At 63.4% G+C, this 25,443-nt stretch carries 17 protein-coding genes and 1 pseudogene; 12 read left to right on the top strand and 6 right to left on the bottom strand.

Annotated elements, in window-relative coordinates; translation table 11 throughout:
- Window positions 1–114 precede the first annotated feature (114 nt).
- From JKL48_RS03175 to JKL48_RS03145, 7 genes are all read left to right on the top strand, one after another.
- Window positions 115–3,321, top strand: a complete 3,207-nt coding sequence (locus JKL48_RS03175) for an efflux RND transporter permease subunit (protein WP_201978328.1) — start codon at window positions 115–117, stop codon at window positions 3,319–3,321.
- Window positions 3,322–3,504: 183 nt separating this feature from the next.
- Window positions 3,505–6,837 carry an efflux RND transporter permease subunit gene (locus JKL48_RS03170; RefSeq protein ID WP_201978327.1) on the top strand — a complete coding sequence of 1,111 codons (3,333 nt, stop codon included), beginning with the start codon at window positions 3,505–3,507 and terminating at the stop codon, window positions 6,835–6,837.
- Window positions 6,838–6,980: 143 nt separating this feature from the next.
- Window positions 6,981–8,171, top strand: a complete 1,191-nt coding sequence (locus JKL48_RS03165; RefSeq protein WP_201978326.1) for an efflux RND transporter periplasmic adaptor subunit — start codon at window positions 6,981–6,983, stop codon at window positions 8,169–8,171.
- 146 nt (window positions 8,172–8,317) lie between these two features.
- Window positions 8,318–9,769, top strand: coding sequence for an efflux transporter outer membrane subunit (locus JKL48_RS03160; protein ID WP_201978324.1), 1,452 nt, complete (start codon window positions 8,318–8,320; stop codon window positions 9,767–9,769).
- A 182-nt stretch (window positions 9,770–9,951) separates the two neighbouring features.
- The gene (locus JKL48_RS03155) at window positions 9,952–10,758 is read left to right on the top strand and encodes a phosphatase PAP2 family protein (RefSeq protein ID WP_201978322.1); all 807 of its coding nucleotides are present in this window, start codon (window positions 9,952–9,954) and stop codon (window positions 10,756–10,758) included.
- A 447-nt stretch (window positions 10,759–11,205) separates the two neighbouring features.
- Window positions 11,206–12,213 carry a PmbA/TldA family metallopeptidase gene (locus JKL48_RS03150; RefSeq protein WP_201978320.1) on the top strand — a complete coding sequence of 336 codons (1,008 nt, stop codon included), beginning with the start codon at window positions 11,206–11,208 and terminating at the stop codon, window positions 12,211–12,213.
- Entirely contained in the window at window positions 12,210–12,473 is a 264-nt protein-coding gene (locus tag JKL48_RS03145) for a hypothetical protein (RefSeq protein ID WP_201978319.1), read from the top strand. Before JKL48_RS03150 ends, JKL48_RS03145 begins: the two co-directional genes overlap by 4 nt.
- Here the strand turns inward: JKL48_RS03145 and JKL48_RS03140 are convergent.
- Window positions 12,449–13,081 (bottom strand): porin family protein, encoded by a 633-nt coding sequence (locus tag JKL48_RS03140; protein WP_201978317.1) that lies wholly within the window; start codon window positions 13,079–13,081, stop codon window positions 12,449–12,451. The two genes, JKL48_RS03145 and JKL48_RS03140, sit on opposite strands and share 25 nt — an antisense overlap.
- 240 nt (window positions 13,082–13,321) lie before the next feature.
- Between JKL48_RS03140 and JKL48_RS03135 the strand changes: the two are divergent.
- Window positions 13,322–13,694, top strand: a pseudogene (locus JKL48_RS03135) (DUF4159 domain-containing protein); the annotation flags it as partial.
- A 13-nt stretch (window positions 13,695–13,707) separates the two neighbouring features.
- A complete protein-coding gene (locus tag JKL48_RS23705; RefSeq protein WP_394368846.1) occupies window positions 13,708–14,214 on the top strand; it encodes an AAA family ATPase in 507 nt (168 codons plus the stop codon).
- A 514-nt stretch (window positions 14,215–14,728) separates the two neighbouring features.
- Here JKL48_RS23705 and JKL48_RS03130 read toward each other — a convergent pair.
- From JKL48_RS03130 to murI, 4 genes are all read right to left on the bottom strand, one after another.
- Window positions 14,729–15,829: a pectinesterase family protein gene (locus tag JKL48_RS03130; protein WP_201978315.1), complete on the bottom strand. Its 1,101-nt coding sequence runs from the start codon at window positions 15,827–15,829 to the stop codon at window positions 14,729–14,731.
- A gap of 67 nt (window positions 15,830–15,896) precedes the next feature.
- Window positions 15,897–16,253 carry a cupin domain-containing protein gene (locus tag JKL48_RS03125; RefSeq protein WP_201978313.1) on the bottom strand — a complete coding sequence of 119 codons (357 nt, stop codon included), beginning with the start codon at window positions 16,251–16,253 and terminating at the stop codon, window positions 15,897–15,899.
- 364 nt (window positions 16,254–16,617) lie between these two features.
- On the bottom strand, window positions 16,618–19,668 hold the full coding sequence (locus JKL48_RS03120) for an IPT/TIG domain-containing protein (RefSeq protein WP_201978311.1): 3,051 nt from the start codon (window positions 19,666–19,668) through the stop codon (window positions 16,618–16,620).
- 147 nt (window positions 19,669–19,815) lie between these two features.
- Window positions 19,816–20,652 carry a glutamate racemase gene (gene murI, locus JKL48_RS03115; RefSeq protein ID WP_201978310.1) on the bottom strand — a complete coding sequence of 279 codons (837 nt, stop codon included), beginning with the start codon at window positions 20,650–20,652 and terminating at the stop codon, window positions 19,816–19,818.
- Between the two features lie 151 nt (window positions 20,653–20,803).
- Between murI and JKL48_RS03110 the strand changes: the two genes are divergently transcribed.
- Complete coding sequence (locus JKL48_RS03110; protein WP_201978308.1) at window positions 20,804–21,031, top strand: hypothetical protein; 228 nt, start codon at window positions 20,804–20,806, stop codon at window positions 21,029–21,031.
- An 83-nt stretch (window positions 21,032–21,114) separates the two neighbouring features.
- On the opposite strand, the gene JKL48_RS03105 is transcribed toward JKL48_RS03110, so the two are convergent.
- The gene (locus JKL48_RS03105; RefSeq protein ID WP_201978306.1) at window positions 21,115–21,813 is read right to left on the bottom strand and encodes an arylesterase; all 699 of its coding nucleotides are present in this window, start codon (window positions 21,811–21,813) and stop codon (window positions 21,115–21,117) included.
- A 270-nt stretch (window positions 21,814–22,083) separates the two neighbouring features.
- Here JKL48_RS03105 and JKL48_RS03100 point away from each other — a divergent pair, with 270 nt between their 5' ends.
- Together JKL48_RS03100 and JKL48_RS03095 are read left to right on the top strand one after the other, a co-directional pair.
- A complete protein-coding gene (locus tag JKL48_RS03100; RefSeq protein ID WP_201978304.1) occupies window positions 22,084–22,776 on the top strand; it encodes an ABC transporter ATP-binding protein in 693 nt (230 codons plus the stop codon).
- A gap of 123 nt (window positions 22,777–22,899) precedes the next feature.
- Window positions 22,900–25,431, top strand: a complete 2,532-nt coding sequence (locus JKL48_RS03095) for an ABC transporter permease (protein WP_236668587.1) — start codon at window positions 22,900–22,902, stop codon at window positions 25,429–25,431.
- The last annotated feature ends 12 nt before the right edge of the window (window positions 25,432–25,443 follow it).

Genomic DNA, 25,443 nt, shown 5'->3' with positions numbered 1-25,443 from the left:
CAGCGAAGCATCTTGCCCGCCACCACTAAACCAGTCGATTGAATTATTTCCTGCGGGCAAGATGCTTCGCTGCGTTCTGCATGACGTTCAACAAAAGCAAAGAATACCAACCAAATGCCTAACCGCCCATCCATTTTCCAAGCCTACAAAGCGCCCATTGCGGTGCTGCTGGCGCTGGCCCTGGCGCTGGGCACGGTGGCCTACCGGCGCATCAACGTGGCGCTGTTTCCGGAGGTGACTTTCCCGAAGGTGAAGGTGATTGCTGAGAACGGCCTGGAACCCGTCGACCGCATGATGGTGACCGTGACCAAGCCCATGGAAGACGCCATGAAGCGCGTGCCCGGCCTGAAACTGCTGCGCAGCACCACCAGCCGCGGCAGCTGCGAAATCTCGGCTTTCCTGGATTGGGGCGTGAACGTGGCCACCAGCCAAACCCTGATTGAGTCGCGCCTGAACCAGATTCGGGCCGACCTGCCGCCCACCGTCAACATCTCCGTCGAGCGCATGAACCCGGCCATTCTGCCGGTGATGGGCTACACGCTGGAAGCCCCCGGCCGCTCGGCGCTGGAGCTGCGCAAGCTGGCGCTCTACACCATCAAGCCGTTTTTGTCGCAGGTCGATGGCGTGTCGTCAGTGGCGGTGCAGGGCGGCCGCACCAAGGAATACCAGGTGCAGCTGCTGCCCGACCAGCTGGCCGCCCTCGGCCTCGGGCCCGATGACATCACGAAGGCCCTCACCGCCACCAATTTCGTGCAGAGCAACGGCTACCTGAGCGACTACCGCCGCCTCTACCTCACCGTCACGGACGCCACCATCCTGCAGAAAGAGGACCTCGAAAATATCGTGCTCCGCAACGACGGCCGCCGCATCGTGCGCCTGGCCGACGTGGCCACCGTGGCCCTCGGCGAACAGCCCGAATACACCCGCATCAACGCCAACGGCTCCGACGCCGTCCTTATTTCCATCCTGCGCCAGCCCGATGCCAACGTGGTGCAGGTGTCCGATGGCGTAAAGGCCAAAGTAGCGGCCCTGAAAACCGGCCTGCCGCGTGGCGTGCGCATGGCTCCCTACTACGACCAGGCCGATTTTGTGGCCGAAGTCGTGCGCTCCGTGCAGGATGCGCTGTGGATTGGCTTGGCGCTGGCCCTCGTGGTCACGGCGCTGTTCCTAAGGTCCTTCCGGGCCACCATGACCATTCTCGGGGCCATTCCGGTGGCGCTGGCGCTCACCATCGCGGTGCTGTATTTCGGCCTGGGCTACTCGTTCAACATCATGACGCTGGGCGCCATTGCCGCCGCCATCGGCCTGATGATTGACGACGCCGTGGTGATGGTGGAGCAGTTGCACCGCGTGGGCGAGGAGCACCCCGAGGCCACCCCCGGCGAGGTGGTGCGCCGCTCGGTGGGGCATCTGCTGCCGGCCCTGGTGGGGTCTTCGCTGAGTACGATTGTGATTTTCCTGCCGTTTGCACTGCTTGGCGGCGTGGCGGGGGCTTACTTCAAAGTGCTGGCCACCACGATGGTGGTGGCGCTGATGTGCTCGTTTTTGGTGGCGTGGCTGGGGCTGCCAGTGATATATCTGCTGCTGTCGCGGCGGGGCAAAGCCGGCCAGCCGCTCACCTCACCCCCCGGCCCCCTCTCCCGCGGAGAGGGGGAGCCAGTCGGCACCGACACAACAAAATCGTCAGGCTCCCCCCTCTCCGCGGGAGAGGGGGGCCGGGGGGGGGAGGTGACCGTGGAGGTCGACCGCAAAGCCGACTCCGCCCACCACGAAATCCCCTGGGTGCGCGCCGTTATCCGCCACCCGGCTTACAGCATTATCGGCATTCTCGCGCTCATCGGCAGCATGGCGCTGATTATTCCGCGCCTGGCCACGGGCTTTCTGCCCGATATGGACGAAGGCGCCATCGTGCTCGACTACAACTCGCCGCCCGGCACCAGCATCGAGGAAACTGACCGCATGCTGCGCCAGGCCGAAAAGCTGATTGTAAAGGTGCCCGAGGTAGCCAGCTACTCGCGCCGCACCGGCACCCAGATGGGCTTTTTCATCACTGAACCCAACCGCGGCGACTACCTCATCCGCCTGAAAACCACGCGCAAGCGCACCACGGAGGAAGTCATTTCCGACATTCGCGAAAAAATTGAAGCCACCCAGCCGGCCCTCACCATCGACTTCGGCCAGGTTATCGGCGACATGCTCGGCGACCTCATGAGCACCGTCCAGCCCATCGAAATAAAGGTTTTTGGACCCGATGCCACCAAGCGCTACGCCTTGGCCGAGCAGGTGACCGCCGTGGTGGAAAAAGTGGCCGGCACCGCCGACGTATTCGACGGCATTGTGCGCATGGGCCCGAGCGTGGACGTGCGCCCCGACCCGCGCCGCCTGGCCCAGTACGGCCTCACCGCCACCGATTTCCAGACCCAGCTGCAAACCCAGCTGGCCGGCACCACGGCCGGCAATGTGCTCGAAGGCGAGCAGCTTTTGAACATAAGGATGCGCTACCCCAACGCTGCGCAGGCCACCCTGGCCCAGATGCGCGGCGAGCCCGTGTTTCTGCCCAACGGCCAGCGCCGCCGCCTCGACGAGCTGGCCACCGTGCGCATCACCCCCAGCGAAGCCGAGCTGGAGCGCGAAAACCTGCAAGCGATGACAGCCGTGACGGCCCGCCTCGACGGCCGCGACCTGGGGGGCGCCATGAGTGAGATTCGCCAGAAGCTGGAGCGCGACGTGCCGCTGCCGCCGGGCTACTTCATCCAGTACGGCGGTTCGTATGCCGAGCAGCAGCAGTCGTTTCAGGAGCTGCTCACCATTCTGGGCACGGCCTGCTTGCTGGTGTTTGCGGTGGCGCTGTTTCTGTTTCGGGACTTGAAAGCAGCCGGGCTCATCCTGCTCATTGCCGTGCTGGGGCCGGCCGGCGGCTCGCTGGCGCTGTTTGCCACCAACACGCCGCTGAACGTGGGCTCCTACACCGGCCTGATTATGGTGGTCGGCATCATTGGGGAAAACGCCATTTTCACCTTCCAGCAGTTTTTCGAAGTGCTGGCCGAGGGCAACCCCGTGGAGCAGGCCGTGGGCTACGCCATTGCGGCCCGCCTGCGGCCGAAGCTGATGACGGCCCTCTCGGCCATTGCGGCGCTGCTGCCGCTGGCCCTTGGCATTGGGGCAGGCGCGCAGCTGCACCAGCCGCTGGCCATTGCCGTCATTGGCGGGCTGCTGCTGGCGCTGCCGCTGCTGTTGATGGTGCTGCCCAGTTTGTTGCGCCTCTCCTACCGGCAACAAACGATGCCGGAAAAACCACAAATAAGCTCGACCTTGGCGTAGCGGCGCGCAATCCTGAATTGCAGTGCTTCAGTCGATGGATTTTGACCTCTCTGTCGATGAAAAGGCCCTTTTTCTAGGTCGAAGGGTTAATTTTACCCCTCGAAGGCCAACTATTGAGTAGTTTGGCTGGTTAGGAACCCTTGCGGCCAAACCGGGCTGCTCTGGATTAATAGGAGACGTAGTATGTGGATAGTTAGACTGGCGCTGGCACGCCCCTACACCTTCGTGGTGATGGCGCTGCTTATACTGGTAGGCGGGGCCCTCACCATTCAGCGAATGGCGGTGGACATTTTCCCCGACATTCCCATTCCGGTGGTGGGCGTGGTGTGGGGCTACTCGGGCATGGCCCCGGAGGAGATGAACCAGCGCATTGTGACCCCGGTGGAGCGCTCCATTACCACCACCGTCAACAACGTGGAGCACATCGAAAGCCAGAGCCTGAAGGGCATTGGCCTGATTAAAGTATTTTTTCAGCCCGGCACCAGCCCCGATGCGGGCGTGGCCCAGCTCACGGCCATCACCCAAACGCTGCTGCGGGTGCTGCCCCCCGGCATCACGCCGCCGCTCGTTATCCGCTACTCGGCCTCTAACGTGCCCATTGCCCAAACCTCGCTCAGCTCCGAAACGCTGGGCGAATCGGACCTTTTCGACGCGGCCAATGCCTTCATCCGGCCGGGCCTGGCGGTGGTGCAGGGCGCCTCGGTGCTGCTGCCCAATGGTGGCAAGCCAAAGCAGATTATGGTCGACCTCGACCCCGAGAAGCTGGCCGGTAAAAACCTGAGTGGCAACGACGTGGTGAACGCGCTGCTGGCCCAGAACATCATCATCCCGGCCGGCTCGGCCAAGATTGGCGACCGGGAATACGACGTGAAGCTGAACTCCAGCCCCGAAGCCATTGCCACCCTCAACGACTTGCCCATCAAAACGGTAGATGGCACGCCGGTATACATTCGCGACGTGGCTTTCGTGCACGAAGGCGCGGCGGTGCAAGCCAACATTGTACGGCAGAACGGGCGACGTACTGCCATCATTCCCATCCTGAAAAGTGGCGCGGCCAGCACGCTCGACATCATCGACAAAATCAAGAAGGTGCTGCCCAACATTCAGGCCAACGCCCCGCCCGGCCTGAACATCAAGCTCTTGTTTGACCAGTCTTTCTTTGTGCGCGCCAGCATCAAGGGCGTTATCATTGAGGCCTGCATCGCGGCGGCCCTCACGGCCCTCATGATTCTGCTGTTTCTGGGCTCCTGGCGCTCCACGCTGATTATTGCAACGAGTATTCCGCTCTCGATTCTGGTCAGCATCATTGTGATGAATGTGCTGGGACAAACCCTGAATATCATGACTTTGGGCGGGTTGTCGCTGGCCGTGGGTATTCTAGTGGATGATGCCACGGTGGAAATCGAGAACATTCACCGCAACATGGGCATGAAGAAGCTGCTCAAGCGCAGCATTCTCGATGGCGCTCAGCAGATTGCGACGCCGGCCCTGGTGGCGACGCTGGCCATTTGCATTGTGTTTGTGCCGGTGTTTTTCCTGGGCGGGGTGGCGTCGGCCATTTTTGCGCCGCTGGCCACGGCCGTGATTTTTGCCATGCTGGCCTCCTACGTTCTCAGCCGGACGCTGGTGCCTACCCTCGTGATGTACCTGCTGCGCAAGGAGTTGCCCATCTACCACGCCCAGGAAGAGCCCGACCTGCCCAGCCAGCACCAGCGCAACGGCCAGCCGGTGAGCCAGGTCGAGCGCGACCTGGAGCGCATCCGGCGCGAACAGTTTGAGAAGGCCCACCCCAGCGCCACCCCCGAGGAAGAAGCCGAAGAAGCCATTACCGACGAGGAGCGCCGGGCGGCCGAAGGCATTACCAAAACCTGGGTCTGGAAGCTGCACACGGCCTTTGAGCACCAATTTGAGAAATTCCGGGCCGTGTATGGCCGGGCCCTGGATTGGAGCCTGACCAACCGGCCCAAGGTGATTGTGGCTTTTGCGGTGCTCTTCATTGGCTCGCTGGGGCTGTTTCCGCTCATCGGCCAGAATTTCTTCCCGACCGTGGATGCCGGCCAGCTGCGCCTGCACGTGCGGGTGCCCACCGGCACGCGGGTAGAGGAAACGGAGGTGCGGTTCCGGCAGGTCGAAAACGTGATTCGCAGCGTGATTCCGGCCGATGAGCTGGACCTGGTGCTCGACAACATTGGCCTGCCGGCCATCTCCATCAACCTGCTGCTCAGCGACAACCCCACCATTGGGGCCGGCGATGGCGAAATCCTGGTGAGCATGAAGGAAGACCACGGCCCCACGGCCGACTACATCAACGAAATCCGCCGGCGGCTGCGCAAAGAGCAGCCCGACCTAATTATATTCTTCCAGCCGGCCGACATCGTGAATCAAACGCTGAACTTCGGTCTGCCCGCGCCGATTGATATTCAGGTGATTGGGCGCGACAAGCAGGCCAACCAGCGCATTGCGGGCGAGCTGCACCAGAAAATCAACAAGGTGCCGGGCGTCGTCGATGCCTTTATCTACCAGGCGTTTGACCAGCCGCAGCTGCGCATCGACATCGACCGGGTGCGCGCCCAGGAAGCCGGCCTTTCGCAGCGCGACATTGCCAACAACGTGCTGGTGAACCTGAGCAGCAGCACCCAAACCAACCCCAACCAATGGCTGAACCCGACCACCGGCGTGAACTACACCGTGGCCGTGCAAACGCCGCCCCGCGACCTGTCAACGCTCGATGAAATCAACAACATCGGCGTGACCGGTCCCACGCAAAGTCAGGCCCAGCTGCTGAGCAACTTTGCCACCGTGCGCCGCACCCAAACCACGGCTGTAGCGTCGGACTACAACATCCAGCGCACCGTAGACCTGTACGCCAGCGTGAGCGGCCGCGACCTGGGCGGCGTGAGCAAAGACATCCGTAAAATCCTGGCTGAAACCGAGAAAACGCTGCCCAAAGGCACCACCCTGGCCTTGCGCGGGCAGGCTGATTCCATGCGCACGTCCTTTGCCGGGCTGGGCCTGGGGCTGGCCGGCGCCATTGTGCTGGTGTACCTGCTGATGGTTGTCAATTTCCAGAGCTGGATGGACCCGCTCATCATCATCACGGCGCTGCCGGGGGCATTGGCGGGCATTTTGTGGATGCTGTTTGTGACGCAAACTACGCTCAGTGTGCCAGCCCTGATGGGCGCCATCATGTGCATTGGCGTGGCCACGGCCAACTCGATTTTGCTCGTCACCTTCGCCAACGAGCGCCGCGAGGAAGAGCCGGACCTGTCGCCGCGCGACGCAGCCCTGGATGCCGGTTTCACCCGCCTGCGCCCCGTGCTGATGACGGCCCTGGCCATGGTCATTGGCTTGCTGCCCATGTCGTTGGGCATGGGCGAAGGCGGCGAACAAAACGCCCCGCTGGGTCGCGCCGTAATTGGCGGGCTGATGCTGGCCACGGTTACGACCCTGTTTTTTGTGCCGATTATGTTCTCGTATTTGAAAAAGATGAAGCCAGTGGCTACGACCCAGGCTTAACTACTTAGTTAGTAAAACGTCATGCTGAGCGGAGCCGAAGCATCATTCCCACTTCGGCCTCGCAAACCTCACCCCTGGCCCTTTTCCAAAGGAGAGAGGGGCATGACGTTCTACCCCGCTTTCCGCCCCGATTCTTTTGCATAATGTCTGATTCTAACTCTTCCGGTTCTGGCCGGTTCTGGCTCATCATCTTTATTGTCCTTCTGGTCTTTGGCGGCCTGTTTTTGCTGGGCTACATGCCCCGGCACAAGCAGGAAAAAGCCCGCGACGCCGAAGCGGCTCAGGTTTCGACTGCCGCGCCCACGGTGACGGTAGTGCCGGCCAAAGCCGCGCCCGATACCACCACCGTTACCCTGCCCGCCGATACCAAATCGTTGCGCGAAACCTTCGTGTTTGCCCAGGCCAACGGCTTCGTAAAGTCGTGGAGCGCCGACATCGGCCAGAAAGTGCACGCCGGGCAGGCGCTGGCCGAAGTAACCACACCCGAACTTGACCAGCAGGTAGCCCAGGCCCGCGCCAACCTCGGCCTGGCCAAAACCAGCTACAACCGCCTGGCCGGCGTGGCGCTGCCCGGAGCCATTTCCAAGCAGGAATTGGATGCCGCGAAAGCGCAGTATGCTGCCCAGCAAGCCGGCGTGCAACAGCTGCTGGCCCAGCAGGCATTCCGGCGCATTACGGCTCCGTTCAGCGGCATTGTTACCCAACGCAATGTGGAAGTGGGCAGCCTGGTGAACAGCAACAACGCCCCCGGCTCGCAGCTGTTCAAGATTGAGCAGACGGACAAGCTGCGCGCCTACGTGCAGGTGCCCCAGAACTTCGCCCCCGCCATTAAAAACGGCATGCAGGCCGACTACCTGGTACCGGAGTATGCCGGTAAGCCCTTCGCCGCCAAGGTAGTGCGCGATGCGGGCGCCCTCGACCCCAGCACCCGCACGCTGCTCACCGAAGTGCAGGTACCCAACCCGCGCGGTGAGCTGCGGCCCGGCTCCTACGCCCAGGTCCGCTTCTACCTGCCGCGCACGGCGCCCAGCGTCATCATTCCGGCCAATGCGCTGGTGCCCGGCGGCACCGATAGTCGCGTAGCCACCGTGCAGGATGGCAAAATCCATTACCTGACCATCACCACGGGCCGCGATTTTGGCAAGCAGCTCGAAGTATCGCAGGGCCTGAAAGGCGGCGAACTGTTGGTGCTCAACCCTTCCGAAAACCTCACCGAAGGCCAGGCCGTGCAAACCAAAGCCTTTGTGCCGCCCGCCAAGCCGGCTGGCCCGCCGCCCGCCAAGCCCCGCCCCAACGACCCCGATGCGCCGCGGGTATCCATGCCGGTGAAATAGGTATTAGTTGCGATACAAGACGGTCATGCTGAGCGAAGTCGAAGCATCTCTACTGCGCAACTAACTTATTCAATTGGATTACTGCTGCGGCAGAGATGCTTCGACTTCGCTCAGCATGACCGCCAGCTTTGATTTTGCCCTGCCAAATGAACCTTCGCTTCTTCCCTTTTCTTCTGATTGCCTTGCTGGCCAGCTGCGTGCGACCACCCAGCTACGCGCCGCCCAGCCTGCCCACGCCGGCGGCCTGGCGGAACACCGCCGACAGCCTCACCGCCGCCACGCCACCCGCCGCCGTGGCCAGTAGTACGCCGCCCAGCGTCGACAACCCGCCCGCGCCCGGCAACTGGTGGACGCTTTTCAACGATGCCGGCCTCGCCACCCTGGAGCAGCAGGCCACAGCTCAGAACTTCAGCCTGCAAGCCGCCCTGGCCCGCGTAGAAGAAGCCCGTGCCAACGTACGCGTAGCCAATTCCTACCGCTCGCCCCTTGTCACCGTCGACCCGCAGGTGTACCGCACGCGGCTGTCGGGCCTGCGGCCGCTGCCTTTTCCGGTAGCCACCAGCAACCTCGGCGTAGTGCAGACCCAGTATTATATCCCCGTGAACGCCAGCTACGAAGTGGACGTGTGGGGCCGGATTCGCAGCAGCATTCGGGCGGCCGAAGCCGATGCCCAGGTGCAGGAAGCCAACCGGCGCACCGTGCTGCTCTCGCTCACGGCCGATGCCGCTACGTATTATTATGGCATTCGTGGGCTCGATGCGCAATTGCAGGTGCTCGATACTGCCCGCGCCGACCGCCAGCACAGCCTCGAACTGACCCGGGCCCGCTTCAACGCTGGCGTCGACAACGAAATTGCCGTGCATCGCGCCGAAACCGAGTTGGCCAACGTGGATGCCAGCGTGCTGGAAACCCGCCGCCAGCGCTTGGGACTCGAAGCGTCGTTGGCTACGGTGCTGGGGGTACCGGCCAGCGGGTTTGCGGTGGCGCCGCAGCCGGGCCAGCTCACCGCGCCTGCGGTGCCGGCTTCGCTGCCAGCTTCTTTGCTGGCCCGGCGGCCCGATTTGCAACAGGCCGAGCGCCGCTTGGCCGCCACCAGTGCCCGCGTGGATGTGGCCAAGCTCACGCGCCTGCCCACCGTGCGCCTCAACGGATTTCTGGGGCCGCAAAGCGCCCAACTGGGCGATTTGGCCCGGGTGGCCGACAACTACACCTACTATGTGGGCGGCGGCATCAGCATCCCGGTGTTCAACGGGGGCCGCAACCGCGCCAACGAGCAGGTGGTCCGCTCCGAAGCCGAAGCCCTGGTGGCCGACTACCGCCAGGCAGCCCTCGCGGCGTTTCAGGAAGTGGAAACCAGCCAGGCCGATGTACGCCAGTACCAGGCCCAGGTGGCCGCCCGCCAGCGCGCCTACCGCGCCGCCCGCCTCGCCAGCGCCCTCACCAAGGAGCGGTACCGCGCCGGCCTCACCAATTATTTTGAAGTAGTGGATGCCGACCGGCAGACACTGGATGCGGCCACCCTGCTCACCCAGGCCCAGAGCAACCTGCTAGGCGCTAGCGTAGCGCTGGTGCGGGCGCTGGGCGGCGGTTGGGAATAGCCACATAATCAACAGATTTCGCTCAGATTTCAAAGTCCCCGCCCATTGGTGGGGACTTTTTTTATCGTAATAATTTGCGCATAATCAGCCTATTAAGATTTCCCTCAGAATCTGCCGTTACGTTTATGTTAACAAGCCCGTAATACCGAATTCAAAATCGTTCTGACTCCAATTTCACCTTCATGCGCTCATTTCTAGTTACCCGTTTCGCTGCTGCTATGCTGTTGTTCGGGGCAATCCATCCGGTCCAGGCCCAAGTAAAACCCACGTCAACCGATACGACCAAAAAGTACGCCAACCCCGGCGGTGTTTCGGCCCCCGGCAGCAAGCCTTTCCTTAAAAGCAAGCTGTTCAAGGCCGTGGCCATTCCGGCTGTGCTCATCACCTATGGCGCCATCACGGCGCAGGGCGATGCCGGCATTAACCACAGCGAACGAACCTTTGTGCAGAAGCAGTTCCGGCCGGTCAGCACTGGCTTTGACAACACGCTGATTATCGCCCCGTATTTTGAATTGGCGGCGGTGGCCATTGCGGGCGTAGAGTCGCGCAATGACCGCATTAACACTTTGCTCATTATTGCCAAGGGCGAGGCCATTATGCTGGCTTCTACCTTCGCCGTCAAGTACATAGCACGCGAAACCCGCCCCGACGGCTCCGATGACCTGTCGTTTCCATCGGGCCACACGGCGCAGGCCTTTCTGGCGGCCAGCATCGTGCACACCGAATTCCGCGACAAAAGCCAGTGGTACGGCATTGGGGCCTACACCATTGCCACGAGTGTAGCGGCGTTGCGCATGATTAACGACAAGCACTGGCAGTCCGACGTGGTGGCCGGGGCCGGCTTCGGCATCCTTTCCGCTCACTTGGCCTACCTGAGCCACCGCAACCGCTGGGGCCGCAAATCCATCGGCCGCGACGTGGGCATGTCGCCCACCTACTTCGGCAACGGCACGCCGGGCATGACCATTAGCTGGCGGCCTTCCAACTAAGGCGGTTTGGCCAAGCAACCCCACAAGCCGCCCGCCTTGCCGGGCGCAGCCGAGGCAACCTGCGTGCCGCAATAATCAACGAAGCTATTAAGGGAGTGTCTCGCTGGCCAGTCGCTGTCGTCTCATGAAGAAGCCCCGATGCTAATAAGCATCGGGGCTTCTTCTCTCCCGCGGCGCAGCAATTGTGCGGGCCTGCTATGAACAACGCAACGTTGTTGCAGTCAGACTGTCTTTTTCATTAAGATTTGTACCCATCCTTACTCAACTGATTTCATAGCTGTTTAGGAAATGAAGACCGATGTCATCCTGAGCGCAGCGAAGGACCTTATCCCAACTAAACGGCGATTGTGCAGGCGTGAGAAGGTCCTTCGCTGCGCTCAGGATGACCGACGGGCACCCGAAGCCGACTTTCTAGAGCAGCTGCTTTATCAAAATAACCACGCTGCTTTGAAACGACGTGGCTTTGTGGGACTTTCCGGCCTGGCGGCCGGCGCCCTCTTCCTCCCCAGCCTTCCCAGTTTCGGCGGCAACCCCGTCGGCCCTACGCACCTGCTGAAACCAGGCGCCGACGCGGCCCAGAAAAAACGCTTCGCCGATGCCGGCCTGCACGCCGCCAAAGCCGCTGGGGCCAGCTGTGCCGACGTGCGCATCGGCCGCTCCCTGAACCAGTGCTTGTTTGCGCGCGCGAAGCAGGTGCAGAACAACGTGAGCACCGAGAGCTACGGCGTGGGCATCCGGGCGCTGGTGGGCGGCTGCTGGGGCTTTGCCTCGACCAGTGTGGCCACGGTGGCCCGCGTAGCCGCCGCCATTGCCGAAGCCAACAAGCTGGTGCTGAAGGAGTCCCTGCAGCTGGCCGCCCAGCAAGGCTACAGCGAAGTAAGCTGGAAAATGCCCATCCAACAAAGTGCCCTACGCTTGAATGGAAGGCGAAGAACATTTCCCTATGGCTTAAAAGCCGTCAACATCGTGGCCGACAAGCTGCAACCCGGCTCCGTTGGGCTAGCTGTTAGCTGTTGGCTTGCGTTGAGGAGGCCTCGGCTAACCGCTGATAGCCAGCAGCTATTAGCTAACAGCTCAATCAAAATGGCCATTCTCTCCAAAAACGCCGCCCAGGCTTTACTCAAAAAGGTTCTCACCTACAGCACCGCCGACGAGTGCGAGGCCTCCCTGCGCGGCCGCACCACCGGCAACATCCGCTACGCCCGCAACAGCGTGAGCACGGTCGGCGCTCAGGATTCCGTACCACTCACTGTAGAGTCGCGGTATGGCAAGCGCAGCGGCATTGCCACCTGCAACGGGTTCGACGATAAAACCCTAAAACGCTCCGTGCAGCAGGCCGAAGACATTGCCAAGCTCGCGTCCGAAAGCCCGGAATACGTGCCGCTGCTCGGTCCGCAGACGTATCTGCCCACGCCTTCTACGGCCGCCACGCGGGCCCAGCGGCCGAGCCCATGAACCTGTGCGCCGTCAAGAACCTCACCGCTGCCGGTTTCCTGGACGGCGGGACCAGCTTCGTGGCCAAGCGCAACACCAAAGGCATTCTGGTGACGCGCCCGTGGTACCTCCGTGAAGTCGCCCCGCAGACGCTGCTTTACACCGGCCTGACGCGCGACGGCACCCTTCTCACGCTGAATAAGCGATTCAAACGGAAGAAGGTCCTTCGTGGCGCTCGGGATGACCGAGGGGCTATCTATTTCTTGCCATCGCCAAACTGAAACGCGGCGTACACCTGGAAAACCCGGTTTTGCAGCCGGGGGTCGTTGACACCGGTCAGGTTCTTGGCATCGTTGACGTCGTTCAAGCCCGCCACCAAGCGGCCGCCGAGCGAGAAGGTGCTGGCCAGTTTGAGGCCCACGCCGCCCACCACGCTAAAGTCGCCGCGCTTGAACTCGCTGGTGGCCGGGCGCGACTCGTTGCCGTAGGCCGGCATGCCATCGGCAGTGAAGCCAATCTGGTATTTGCCCGACTGATTGGCGCTGAGAAGCAGTCCAAACTGCGGGCCCGCTTCCACAAACACCGGGCCCACGGTAAGTTTGGCCAGCAGGGGCACGGTGAGGTAGTGCAGTTGGCTGTCGTAGTTGGTATAGGCCGATTTCAAATTGCCGCCTTGCAGCGAATACTGCACTTCGGGCTGGATGGAAAGCGGCCCCAGAATGTTGGCCTGATAGAAAACCCCGACGTGGTAAAAAGGCATGTAGGTGGCGCTTTGGCCATCACTGCCCGTTAGCTCGGCCACGTTCAGGCCGCCCTTTATGCCAAATTGTGCTTGCGCCAGCGACGCAAAAAACAAGCTCAGAAAACCGATAATCAACAGTTTTTTCATGGCAAATAACAGCAACGGCGTGAGGAAAATAAACGATAATACGTTGAATGCTTCGGCCTTAGATTCGGCCGCAGTAAATACAGCCGGTGCCGGGCAAAAGGTTGCAAGCGTGGGCGGCGCGCGTTGGTGTTGCCACCGCTAACGCAACGCCGCAAGCAGCGCAATTATTTTCGGTACGACCATCATCCAAACGTCCGGGTTACTTTCTTCGTTTCTTACGCTTCTACCCTACTCGCTGTGCTGACGGCCCCGTTCACTTTCGTATTCGTACGCCTGAAATACCACTCCGGCGACTGGGACGTGGTGACCGAGCGCATGCCCGCCACCCTGCTGCACTCGCTGGTCCAATACACCAAAGTGCCCGTCGGACCCCAAAGAAAAAGTGGTGGCGCTGGACAGCCCGGCACTGTTCAATTCCTGCTTTTGCTACCTGTCGGGGCACCGGCTGGTGCAGTTTTCGAGCACAGAGCAGCAGCACTTCATCCACTACGTGCGCAACGGTGGCTTCGTGTTTGTGGACGATTGTAACCACGACATCGACGGCCTGTTTGCCCGCTCCTTTGCAGAGCAGAGGCGTCAATGCTTTGGCGCAGGTGCCCTGAAGAAAATCCCTAAAACCGCACGCGCTGCCCAAGCCCAACTTCCTGCTGGCCACCCAAAACCCGATTGAGCAATCAGGCACTTACCCCTTGCCCGAGGCGCAGCTCGACCGGTTTTTGCGGTACGTTCGCATCGGCTACCCCACGGCCGCGGAGGAACTGGCGGTGCTGCGCGGCACCACCGGCGCGGCCGGCCAAACGGCGCAGGATGTGCTGGGCGGGGCCAATGTCCGGGCGTTGCGGGCGCTGGTGCGGCAAGCCAGCTCCAACCCGGAACTAGAGCAGTTTCGGAGTCGGTGTAACGGGTTTTGTGAACCGCTTGGTGCGCGCCACGCGGCCGGCTACTTGGGAAGTGAAATTTATCCAGGACCACGGGCGCTGGGGCGCTGGTCCGAGAGCCGGACAGGCGCTGGTACTTTGCGCCAAAGCATAGGCGTTGCTGCACGGCCGCTTCGCCGCTACGCTGGAGGACATTCGGACACTGGCACCGCTCACCGCCCGGCAACAGCGTGCGCTAACCGTCTGCGTGAGTGATTTGTATGAAGAGGGCGCAGAAATCAACGCGCTGCTTAGCCGCTGGCGTGCCACCAGCGGCGAGGTATTGTGGTTGCATTTGATGGCGCATAATGAGCTGCAATTCAGCTGCCAGGGGCCGTTACGCTCAGGGACCCGGAAACCGGCCAGACCCTGCAGATTGATGCCGACGGGCAACGGGCTACCTACCGGCAGCAATTACAGGATTGGCTGCGCGACACCGCGCAAACGGCCCATCGCCAGGGGTTTGATACCATCTGCTGGCTGCCTCGCAACCACTTGATGCGGCCATGCGGAAGTTTTTGCGCCGCCGCACCCTCGCCATCTGACGCCGGGTGTTCACCCTACTCAACCCCACCGCCTTGTTGGCCCTGGAGCGGTTTCGGGCCGGCTAACGACACCCCTCCTAAACAGCTTCTATAATACGGCACCAGCAAAGGCACTAACCGTATTTCCGGCTCCCGCATTTTAAAGCCGGCCTCGCTACCTACGCGCTTTCCGTTAGTCGGAGCACTCAGTGGCCCGCAGGTGCCGGGGCAGCAGCGGGTACGCCTGGCTGTAAAACGGCTCCGGTGAGCGGATTCCAGCGCCCGCCAAACGTCCAGACCGGGGTGATGTCCTTGGCTTGCGGGGCGCCCTCGGCGCTGGCCAGGTTATCGCCGAACCAGGCGTAGTCGCCGCCGGTGCGGTGGCAGCCGGCGTAGTACACGCGCCGGCCCCATTGCTTGGGCCCCGGTCCCGAGGCGGCGTGGTAGATGTCTGCATCAGCCATGTTTTTAGCAAACTTACAGTCAATGAGGTAGAACTGGGCTTCGCGGTGAAACCGGCCCAGCTTGAAATCGTCATCGCCGCTGAAGGTGCAGTGGCGCAGCACGGTTTTCGAATCGCGGCTGCCCGAGCCGTCGTGCCAGATGGCGGCCTCCCGGCTGTGGCAAATAAAGCGGCAGTCTTCGGCGTAGGCCCAGCCGCGGGGGCAGTAGAAATCCACTCCGCCCTCCATGGTGCAATCCTTGAAATAATAGGCGCCCGCCTCTGTGTCCCAGGGGCTCACGGTGTCGCCGCCCAGCGCCCGGAAGGTGCAGTGCCGCGCTATCAGGCGGGTAGCACCCGGCAATGCCCGCAGGGCCATCTGGTGGCCGGTTTTGCTCACGGTTTTCTTGCCCGTGGGCGCCGTGGGGCAGTCAATCGTGACTTCGCCCGTGGCGTCGAAACCGTAGCTGTTGACGACGCTGAGGTTTTCGAGGGTGATGTCGGGGCTCCGGCGCAGGTTGAGGGTGGCCACGCCCCAATCGCCGGCTTTCGCCTCGGGGCTACACAGCCACATGTCGCGGGCCTGCGGATACGTGAGCACGACGCCGGCCTCGCTCTGGCCCTTCAGCACGAGGTTCGCCTTGCCGTCGATGTAGACCTTCTCGCGGTAGGTCCCGTTTTTGATGAGCACCGTACGGGGCTTGCTGGCCGCGTCCGGCAGGCTGTTGATGGCCTCCTGAATGGTGCGGTAATTTCCGGACCCGTCCGGCGCCACGGTCACCGTCTGGGCGCGGGCCGGCAGCAGGCAGAAGCCGAGCAACAAGAGAATCAGCAGCCCCAGCAGGCGCAGCGCGGTGGTTTTCATCAGCAGAAAGCAGGAGAGGAAGGGGAAAGGCGTGATTGAGCGAACAAGCGGCTTCGCTACCCTAGCGTCAAGTCTGGGGCAGGAAATCGTCGCGGCGGGGCGTGAAGGCATCCACCAGCACGCCGGCTTCGGTGCACACCACGCCGTGCCAGGCCAGCGGCGGCACGTAGCAGCTGTCGCCCACGCGCAGCGTCTGCGTATCGGCGCCAATGGTGTAGGCAAACGTGCCGCTTTCCACGTAGCTCAGCTGGGCGTGCGGGTGCTGGTGGCGGGCGCCGATGCCGCCGGTTTCGAAGGCGACGCGGGCAAGCATCAGGTCGGGCCCGTGGGCCAGCACTTTGCGGCGCACGCCGGGGCCGGTGGTTTCCCACTCAACGCCGGCATCGGACACGAAGGAAGGGATAGAAGGTTCGGGAGAGGGCATCACGTAATTGGAACGGCGGCAGCCAGTGGATTGGTCCGCTAAAAGTCGGGGCCACGCCAGCCGCTACCAAGCGTTTGTGGCTTTTTACTTGCGCAAACGTTCCCGACAACAACGCCACATTGCGAAGCTGTTTAGAAAATCGGCTCTGCCCGGTCCGACGCCCGAGGCGTCCGACCGGTTGTGGGTCGACGGTCTGTTGGAAGCCGTGCTGGCGACAACCGGTCGGACGCCTAGGGCGTCGGACCGGCCAATGAGACAGTTCCTAAACAGCCTTTGCCTGAATAAAAAAAGGTCTCCACAACTGCGGAGACCTTTTTTATTCAGGTAAAAACAGCTTGGCAGGCCACGCCCGGCCGGGCTGTTCTTAGTTTTTCTCGATGCGGCGCACGGCGGTTACATCGCCCTGACGCACTTCGAGCAGGTAGATGCCGCGGGCCAGTGTGGCCGGCAGCACCAATTGCTTATCAGCGCCCAGCACGGCGGGCGCCAGCACCACGCGGCCGGCGAGGTCGCGCAGGGCAACCATGGCTGCGCCAGCCGTGGGCAGGCTAATGGTGATGCGGTCAGCCGCCGGGTTCGGAAACACCGACAGGCCGGGCAGGGCCTGGCCGGCCAGCGTGGCCGAAACCAGGTTAAACGAAGCCGTGCTCGTAGCCGTGCCGCCGGGCGTTACCACCGTAATCCGGCCGCTCACGCTGCCCGTGCCGCCGGGCACCACGAAGGTGATGCTCGTGGCCGATACCACCGAATAGTTGGGCACGTTGAACGAGCCGATGCGCACCGCCGAAGCGTTCAACAGGTTGGTACCGGTCACGGTCACGCCAGTACCGGGGCCGCCCGTGGTGGGCGTGAAGCTGGTGATGGTAGGAGCCGGAGGCACGATGGTGAAGGCCACCCCGTTGGAGGTGCCGCCGCCGGGCGTGGGGTTCACCACCGTCACGGTGTAGGCACCTTCCGGCGCGCCGGCGGGCACCGTGGCCGTGATTTGCGTAGCCGACACGAACGTGCTCGGAATGACCGTGGCCGGAATGCTCGCACCGTTCACAACCACCGTTGAGGCGCTGGTGAAGCCCGTTCCTACTAGTGTTACGTTGCCGGTGTTACCCACCACCACCGAGTTCGGCGTGATACTGGTAATGGTAGGCACCGGGTTGGCCGGGGCGGTGTAGTTGCTGATGGAAATATCGTCAACAATGACACGGACGGTGGCCGTGGTGGTGTTCGTGATGCGGAAACGCACGTTGCCGCCCTGGTTCACCGCGAAGGTGTAGGGTGTGAGCGTAGCCGTGAGGGTAGCCGGAGCGCCGGGAACGGTGGTGAAGGTAGCGCCGCCGTCGGTCGATTTTTCGAGGATGAACGTGGCACCCGTGTCGGTGCCGTACAAGGCAGCGTTCACGATTACGGTGCCGGCACCGGTGGTTTTGTCGAAGTCCATGCGAATGAAGCCGGCGCGGATGCGGGCCGATTTCAGGCCGTTGAACTTATCAGCAAACGAAGTACCGATGAGGGCATCGGAGAACGTCCACGAGCCGCTGGCCAAGGCCACCGAAGCAGCCGCATAGGTCGTTTTTGTCCCCGTTTCGAAGTCCTCGAACGCACCGGCGGTGCTGGGGTTGCTCACAATGAAGGTAAGAACCGTCGACGTCCCTGCCGTATTGGTGACCGTGACCGGATAGCTGCCCGCCGTGGCGACGGCGCTGGCCGGGATGGTGACCGTGAGCGACGTGGCGGTGCTGGACGTTTGCTGGTAGGTGACGCCGTTGAAGCTTACCGTGGAGGTGGGCGTAAAGCCTGTGCCCGTGATAACCAGCGTGACCGCCGGGCCGCCCAGAACCTGGGCATTGGGCGTGAGGGCCGAAATGGTGGGGGCCACCACCGGCAGCGTCACCGTGAAGGTGCCGGCGCTGGTGCCGGTACCGGCGGGCGTGGTCACGGCAATGGGGCCGCTGGTGGCGCCGGTGGGCACGTCAAACATCACCGAAGTGGCGCTCATCACCATGAAGTTGGTGCCGGCCAGGCCATTAAGCGTAGCGCCGGTGGCACCCGTGAAGTTGGTGCCGGTGACGGTTACCGTGGTGCCCACCGGGCCGCTGGTGGGCGTGAAGCTGGTGACGGTGGGTGCGGGCGTGGCCGCGGTGGTCACGGTGCCGGTCACGGCCACGTTCACGGCCGCAGCGCCGGTGCTGGTCAGGGCAACGTTGCCGGCGAAGGTGCCCGTGGCCGCACCGGTCAGCCGCACATACACGGGGGTGCTGGCAGCCGTGCCACCGGTCTGGGGCACGGTGAGGGAAGCCGCAAAGCCGCTGGTGGCGCTCAGCGATACTTCGTAGCCGGCCGGCGCCGTCACCACGATGCCGGCGGTGAGCGACGAGCCGCCGACGGTGATGGTCTGGGTGGCCGAGGCCGTGCCCACCACGGTGCTAAAGGCCGTGAGCGTAGCCGGCGCGGCCGTGATGGTGGCCGTGGTAGCCGAAGCGCAGCCGGCATTCAGAGGCGTGTCGGTCGCGGTGAGCACCACGGGAGTAGCGCCGCCGGTGGGGCTCACGGTGTTGGCGCCCGAAGGCCAGAGGCCATCGGCGTCGTTGTTGCAGTTCAGCACTGCCCCGGTCACGATGCTGCGCTCCTCCACCCGGCGCACGCCGTTGCCGAGGGTGCCCGGAATAATGACAGAATAAGAACCGTCGGTGGTGCCGTAGGTGGCAATGGTACCGGTGGCCACCCCGACGCCCTCAACCAGCCCGCCGCTCACCGGGCGGCCGGTGCCGGTGGTGTTGTCGTAGGTAAAAACAAGGTTTTTGGGCGTGGCCGACGAGGAGCCGGTCAGCAGCGTGCCGGTGTTGGCACCCGTCCCAAAGGCCAGCACGGTAGCCCCCAGGTCGAGAGCGCGCCGGGCCACGATGGTGGCCGGCGTAGCGTCGGTGGCCAGCGTAATCATCGGATAAAGCACATTGCCGGAGGTGGTGAAGCGCGCGTTGGTCGAGTTCACAAAGCCAAACCAGCCGGTGTAGTTACCCGAGGCGTCGGTGGTAAAGGTGGCGTAGCTGCCCGCCGTGCTCAGGCTACCCGTCGAGGTGGTGACGTAGGTGGAAGTGGCCGGCGTGGTGCCGGGCGTAAGCGAGAGGACCACCCCGGCGGCGCCCGTGGTGCCGAAATCGGTGGAAGTAGCGGCCAGCACAAAATAGCGGTAGAGGGTGCTGGGCGTCAGGTTGGTCAGGGTGCCCCGAAAGACGTAGGCCAGGCGCGGGCCCGGGTTGGTGGTCGTGGTCGAATTGTTGCCGCTGCTCAGGTACTGGGGCACTACTACCCCCGTAAAATCGGCCTGGGTGATGTTTTGCGCGTAGCCGGCCAGGGCCGGGCACAGCAGCGCCAGCATCACCAGGCAAGCCAGCAGGCGCGAAGTGAAAAAGTGTTTCATAGGTATCGAAAATGGGTGAATAAAAGTGAAAGTGTAGGAAAACGAATGAATAGACGTGGCTGCACTCGTGCAGCTGCGGCCAAAGATAAAGCCCCATACCGGGCCTGGAAAGTTACGGATTAATGAACACGAACGGTAGGAGTCCGGCTACTCCCATAATGGGTAGTATTGCAAGTGCACTTCCTGCTCGAAAAAGATGCGCGTACTTTCTTCAAACGAGCGGGTGAAGTCGGACACGTAGAAGTGGTGCGCCGGCGGCGTGGCCGCGGCCGGCGCCAGCAAGTTGTGCGCCCCCAGGTAGGCCTCGGCATCGGCCGCTACCACATCGGACGCATCGAGTACATCGACGCGGCCGGCGTAGTAGCGTCCAATCTGCTCCTTAATGAGCGGATAGTGCGTGCAGGCCAGCACCAGCGCGTCGATGTCGGCCAGGGCCGCGTTGCCGAGGTAGGTCCCGATGATGTCGTCAGAAATGGAGTTCTTGAAGAAGCCTTCCTCAATCATGGGGGCCAGCAGCGGGGTGGCCAGCGAGTGCAGGTCGACGCCGGCGTCGAGGTCGTCGACTTTCTTCTTGTACACGTTGGAGTTCACCGTCTGCTTCGTGCCGATGAGGCCCACCCGGCGGCCGGCATAGGCCCGGCCCAGGTGCGCCACAATGGGGTCGATGGCGCTCAGCACTTTGGCCTTGCTGCCCACGTACTCGCGCACCAGCTCGTAAGCAGCGGCCGAGGCCGAGTTGCAGGCAATGACAATGAGCTTGCAATTCTGGCGCAGCAATAAGTCACAGATTTTGACGGAGTAGGCCTGGATGGCGGCCGTGCTTTTGTCGCCGTAGGGCAGGTGGGCCGTGTCGCCGAAGTACACGATGCGCTCGTGGGGCAGGCGCCGGGCCACGGCCCGCGCCACGGTGAGGCCGCCAATGCCGGAATCGAACATGCCAATGGGCCGGGCGGCCAGCGCCGCAGCAGAAACAGCAGGAGTCATGGCGCAAAGGTAGCCGGGAGCACGCGCTGCCGGGGCACCAGCCCACGGCCAGGCGATAGGGAATGCGTTGCGCCTCGCGGTAAATCAACATTTCCCTGCTTCTTCAAAACCTCGCTATATTTCCGCTCCCATCAAGCTCAATTCTTTATCCATGAGCACCATCTTGGCCGAAATCGACCATGCCCTCGCCGCCCACGACGCCCGCCTGGGGCGCCCGGTGGCTATCTACCTCGGCGAGCGCAAACTCACCCAACTCACCCTCGACGCCGCCCGCGAGCCCTTGCCCGAGCTCAGCACCGACGCCGGCCGGCCCCTCGCCTACCGCCACCTGGAGCTGCTGCGCGACGAGGTGAACCTCGACGGCCTGCGGGTGATATAGGATAGGGTGTGAGGGCAGGAGGGTATGGGGGTGTGAGTTCGTCCCTTTTGCTTTCGCCTTAAAACACCTCCTACCCTCTTGCCCTAACGAAGCAACGGCTGCAGCACCGCCCACACCGTGCGGGCCACGATGCGGTGCCCGGCCGGCGTGGGGTGGATGCCATCGGCCTGGTTGAGCGTCCGGTCGCCGCCCACGCCTTCGAGCAGGAAGGGAATCAGGACGAGGTGGTTTTTGGTGGCCATTTCCTGGTACAGGGCTTTGAAATCCTTGGCGTAGGCCTGGCCCATGTTGGGCGGAATCTGCATGCCGGCCAGCACGATTTGCGCACCGGGGCTGCGCCGCCGCACCGTGTCGATGATGCCCTGCAGGTTTTCGCGGGTGGCCGAGAGCGGCAGGCCGCGCAGGCCGTCGTTGCCGCCCAGCTCCAACACAAACACATCGACGGGCTGCTTGAGAATCCAGCCCACGCGGCTGCGGCCGCCGGCGGTGGTTTCGCCGCTCAGGCCGGCATTTATCACCTCGTAGGGCAGCTGGAGGGAATCGATTTTCTGGCCAATGAGGCCGGCGAATGCCTGTTCGGGCTCGACGCCGTAGCCGGCCGTGAGGCTGTTGCCGAAGAACAGCAGGCGCTTCTTGCCGGTGGCCGGGCCGGGCGGGGTGCTGGTGGCGGCGGTGGCCGGGGCAGCGCCCGGGGCTTTAGCGGTTTCGGGAGTGGAGTTGGAATTGCAGGCGGCGAGGGCCAAACCCAACAGGGCGGCCAAGGACAGATTCAGGAATTTCATAAGCGGCGTATTGGCACGAAACCGTAAATCCGAAAAACATCCCGGTGGTTTCCACGTCTTGAATAACGAACGGGTGGCGGCGCGGTTGTGCGGTGCGGGTGTGATGCGTTGAAAGAACATCAGCAGCAGAACGTCATGCTGAGCGCAGTCGAAGCATCTCTACCGCGCAACGCAACTAAATTACTATTGCAGGAGAGATGCTTCGGCTGCGCTCAGCATGACGGCCTTTTCACTCCTTCCCGCCTCCCCCATCCCCTCCTACCCCAATCCATGAGCATCCTCCGCGTCGAAAACCTCACCAAAACCTACCCCAGCGCCGGCCAGCCGCTCACCGTGCTTCACGCCGTGAGCTTCGACCTGCAAGCCGGCGACACCTTTGCCATCGTCGGGCCCTCGGGCTCGGGCAAAACCACGCTGCTGGGCCTCTGCGCCGGCCTCGACCGCGCCACCTCGGGCAGCGTCTGGGTCAACGGCATTCAGCTCGATAACCTGAGCGAAGACCAGCGCGCCGCCGTGCGCAACGAGCACGTGGGCTTCATCTTCCAGAATTTCCAGTTGCTGCCCACCCTCACGGCCCTCGAAAACGTGCTGGTGCCGCTGGAGCTGCGCGGCCAGCGCGGCGCCACCCGCACCGCCCTCGACCTGCTCGACCGCGTAGGCCTGGCCGCCCGCGCCGGTCACTACCCGGCCCAGCTTTCGGGCGGCGAGCAGCAGCGCGTAAGCCTGGCACGTGCCTTCGCCAATCGCCCCGCCGTGCTCTTCGCTGACGAGCCCACCGGCAACCTCGACCCCGACACCAGCGAACGGGTGGTGAATTTACTGTTTGAGTTAAACCGCGAAGCCGGCACCACGCTGGTATTGGTGACGCACGATTTGGAGCTGGCCGCCAAGACGCAGCGCACGCTGCGGCTGCGCGGCGGCAAGGTGGTGGAAGTGTCAGGAATGAATGAAATAATTAACTGAACGTCATGCTGAGCGCAGCCGAAGCATCTCTACTGCAATAGTAATTATTTACTCTCGTGGTAGAGATGCTTCGGCGGCGCTCAGCATGACTGTTATTTATCAGCTACCCAAATACACCAAAAAATGAATAACACCTCCTGGCTTTTCCGCATGGCGTGGCGCGACAGCCGCCGCAGCCGGGCACGGCTGCTGCTCTTCATGGCCAGCATTGTGCTGGGCATTGCGGCGCTGGTGGGCATCAATTCCTTTGGCGATAACCTCGCCCGGAGCATCAACTCACAGGCCCGGGAGCTGCTCGGGGCCGACCTCGTGCTGAGCGCCAACCAGCCCTTCGATGCCAAGCTGGAGCCGGCCCTGAGCCGCCTCGGCACGGCCCGCACGCGGGAAGTATCGTTTGCCTCGCTGGTGCAGTTCCGGCCGGGCCGGGGCACCCGGCTGGCCCAGGTGCGGGCCCGCGACGGCGGCTTCTTCTACGGCGCCTGGGAGACCGAGCCGAAAGCGGCCGCCCGGCGCTTTGCCGATACCACGGCCGCGCCAGGAGCGTTGGTTGATGACGTGCTGATGACGCAATTCGGCGCGAAAATCGGCGATTCAGTGCAGGTGGGCAACGTGGTGCTGCCCATCATCGGGCGGGTGCTGAAGACGCCGGGGCAGTCGGGCATTACCTCGGCCGTGGCGCCTACGGTGTTTTTGCCTTTGAAGGAGGTGACGGCCACCGGGCTAGTGCAGCGCGGCAGCCGTGTGCGCTACACCCGCAGCTACCAGTTTGCGCCGGGCGCCGATGTGGCGGCCACCGTCAAAGCCCTGCAGGCCCGCCTCGACGCGGCCGACATCGACACCGATACCGTGGCCGAGCGCCAGCGCAGCACCGGCCGCGCCTTCGCCGACCTCACCCGCTACCTCAGCCTGGTGGCTTTCGTGGCGCTGCTGCTGGGCTGCGTGGGCGTGGCCAGCGCCGTGAACCTGTACGTGCGCGAAAAGCTAGCGGCCGTGGCCGTGCTGCGCTGCCTGGGCGCCAGCGGCCGGCAGGCGCTGCTCATTTATTTGATTCAGACGGCCGGCCTCGGCTTCATCGGCGCGGTGCTGGGCGCGGCATTGGGCGCGGCCGTGCAAACGCTGCTGCCGCGCGTGCTGGGCGACTTTCTGCCCGTTGACATCACGGTGAGCGTCTCGTGGGGCGCCATCGGCACGGGGCTGCTCACGGGCCTGCTGATGGCGGTGCTGTTTGCGCTGCTGCCGCTGCTGAGCATTCGGCGGGTATCGCCGCTGCGGGTGCTGCGCACGGCCTTTGAGGACGACACGGCCGGGCCCGACCCGGTGCGGGGCATCGTGATTGGCATTATTGGCCTGTTCATTCTGGCCTTCGCCTACGGGCAAACCCGCGACTGGAAGCTCACGCTGGGCTTCGGAGCGGGGCTGCTGGCGGCCTTCGGGGCGCTGGCCGGGCTGGGCCGGTTGCTGATGGGGGCCGTGCGGCGCTTTTTCCCCGCCGGCTGGGGCTACGTGTGGCGGCAGGGCCTGGCCAATCTGTACCGCCCGCAAAACCAGACGCTGACGCTGGTCACGTCCATTGGGCTGGGCACGTTTCTGCTGGCCACGCTTTTCCTCACCCAGGCCATGCTGCTGGGCCGGGTGCAGATTGCCGAACAAAAATCGGCCGCCAACCTCGTGCTGTTCGACATTCAGCCCGAGCAGCGCGCCGGCGTGGAGGCCCTGCTCACGGCCCAGCAGCTACCCGTGCTCCAGCGCGTACCCATCGTGACGATGCGCCTGACCGCCATCAACGGCACCTCCGTGTCCGTCATCAAAAAGGACACCGCGCGCGGCATCCCGGCCTGGGCCCTCACCCGCGAGTACCGCGTGACGTACCGCGACTCGCTGAACTCCTCCGAAAAGCTCGTGGCCGGCACCGCGCCCGTCATCGGGCCCGATAAAATCCCGCGCATCTCGGTGGAAAGCGGCTACCTCGAACGCACCAAGCTGCACCTCGGCGATACCCTGGATTTCAACGTGCAGGGCCTGCCGCAGCGCACCATCATCGGCAGCACGCGCGAGATTGACCGCAGCCGGGTGCAGCCCAGCTTCCTGGTCATCTTCCCGGCCGGGGTGCTCGAAGGGGCGCCGCAGTTCCAGGTGGTGCTCACGCACACGCCCAACACGGCCGCGCTGGCCGCCGTGCAGCAGCAGCTGGTGCAAAGATTTCCCAACGTGTCGGCCATCGACCTGGGCCTGATTCTGACCACGCTAAACGACATCGTGGATAAAATTTCCTTTGTGATTCGCTTCATGGCGGGCTTCAGCATCCTCACCGGCTTGCTGGTGCTCAGCAGCTCGGTGGTCATCAGCCGCTACCAGCGGGTGCGCGAAAGCGTGCTGCTGCGCACGCTGGGCGCCAGCCGCCGCCAGATTCTGCGCATCACGCTGGTCGAATACGGCCTGCTGGGGCTGTTGGCGGCGCTGGCCGGCATCGGGCTGGCGGTGCTGGCGGCTTGGGCGCTGGCCGTGTGGGTATTCGAGGCCAGCTTCGGGCTGGCTGTGCTGCCGCTGCTGGGGCTGGCGGCGCTGGTCACGGTCCTCACGGCCGGCATTGGGCTGTTCAACAGCCGCGACGTGCTGCGCCGCTCGCCCCTGGAGGTGCTGCGGGCGGAGGGGTAGGCAATGCGGTTG

This window comes from Hymenobacter rubidus, assembly GCF_016734815.1.
GTDB lineage: Bacteria > Bacteroidota > Bacteroidia > Cytophagales > Hymenobacteraceae > Hymenobacter > Hymenobacter rubidus.
The sequence above is the reverse complement of the archived record's forward strand: the minus strand, read 5'-3'. Positions and strand labels throughout refer to the sequence as shown.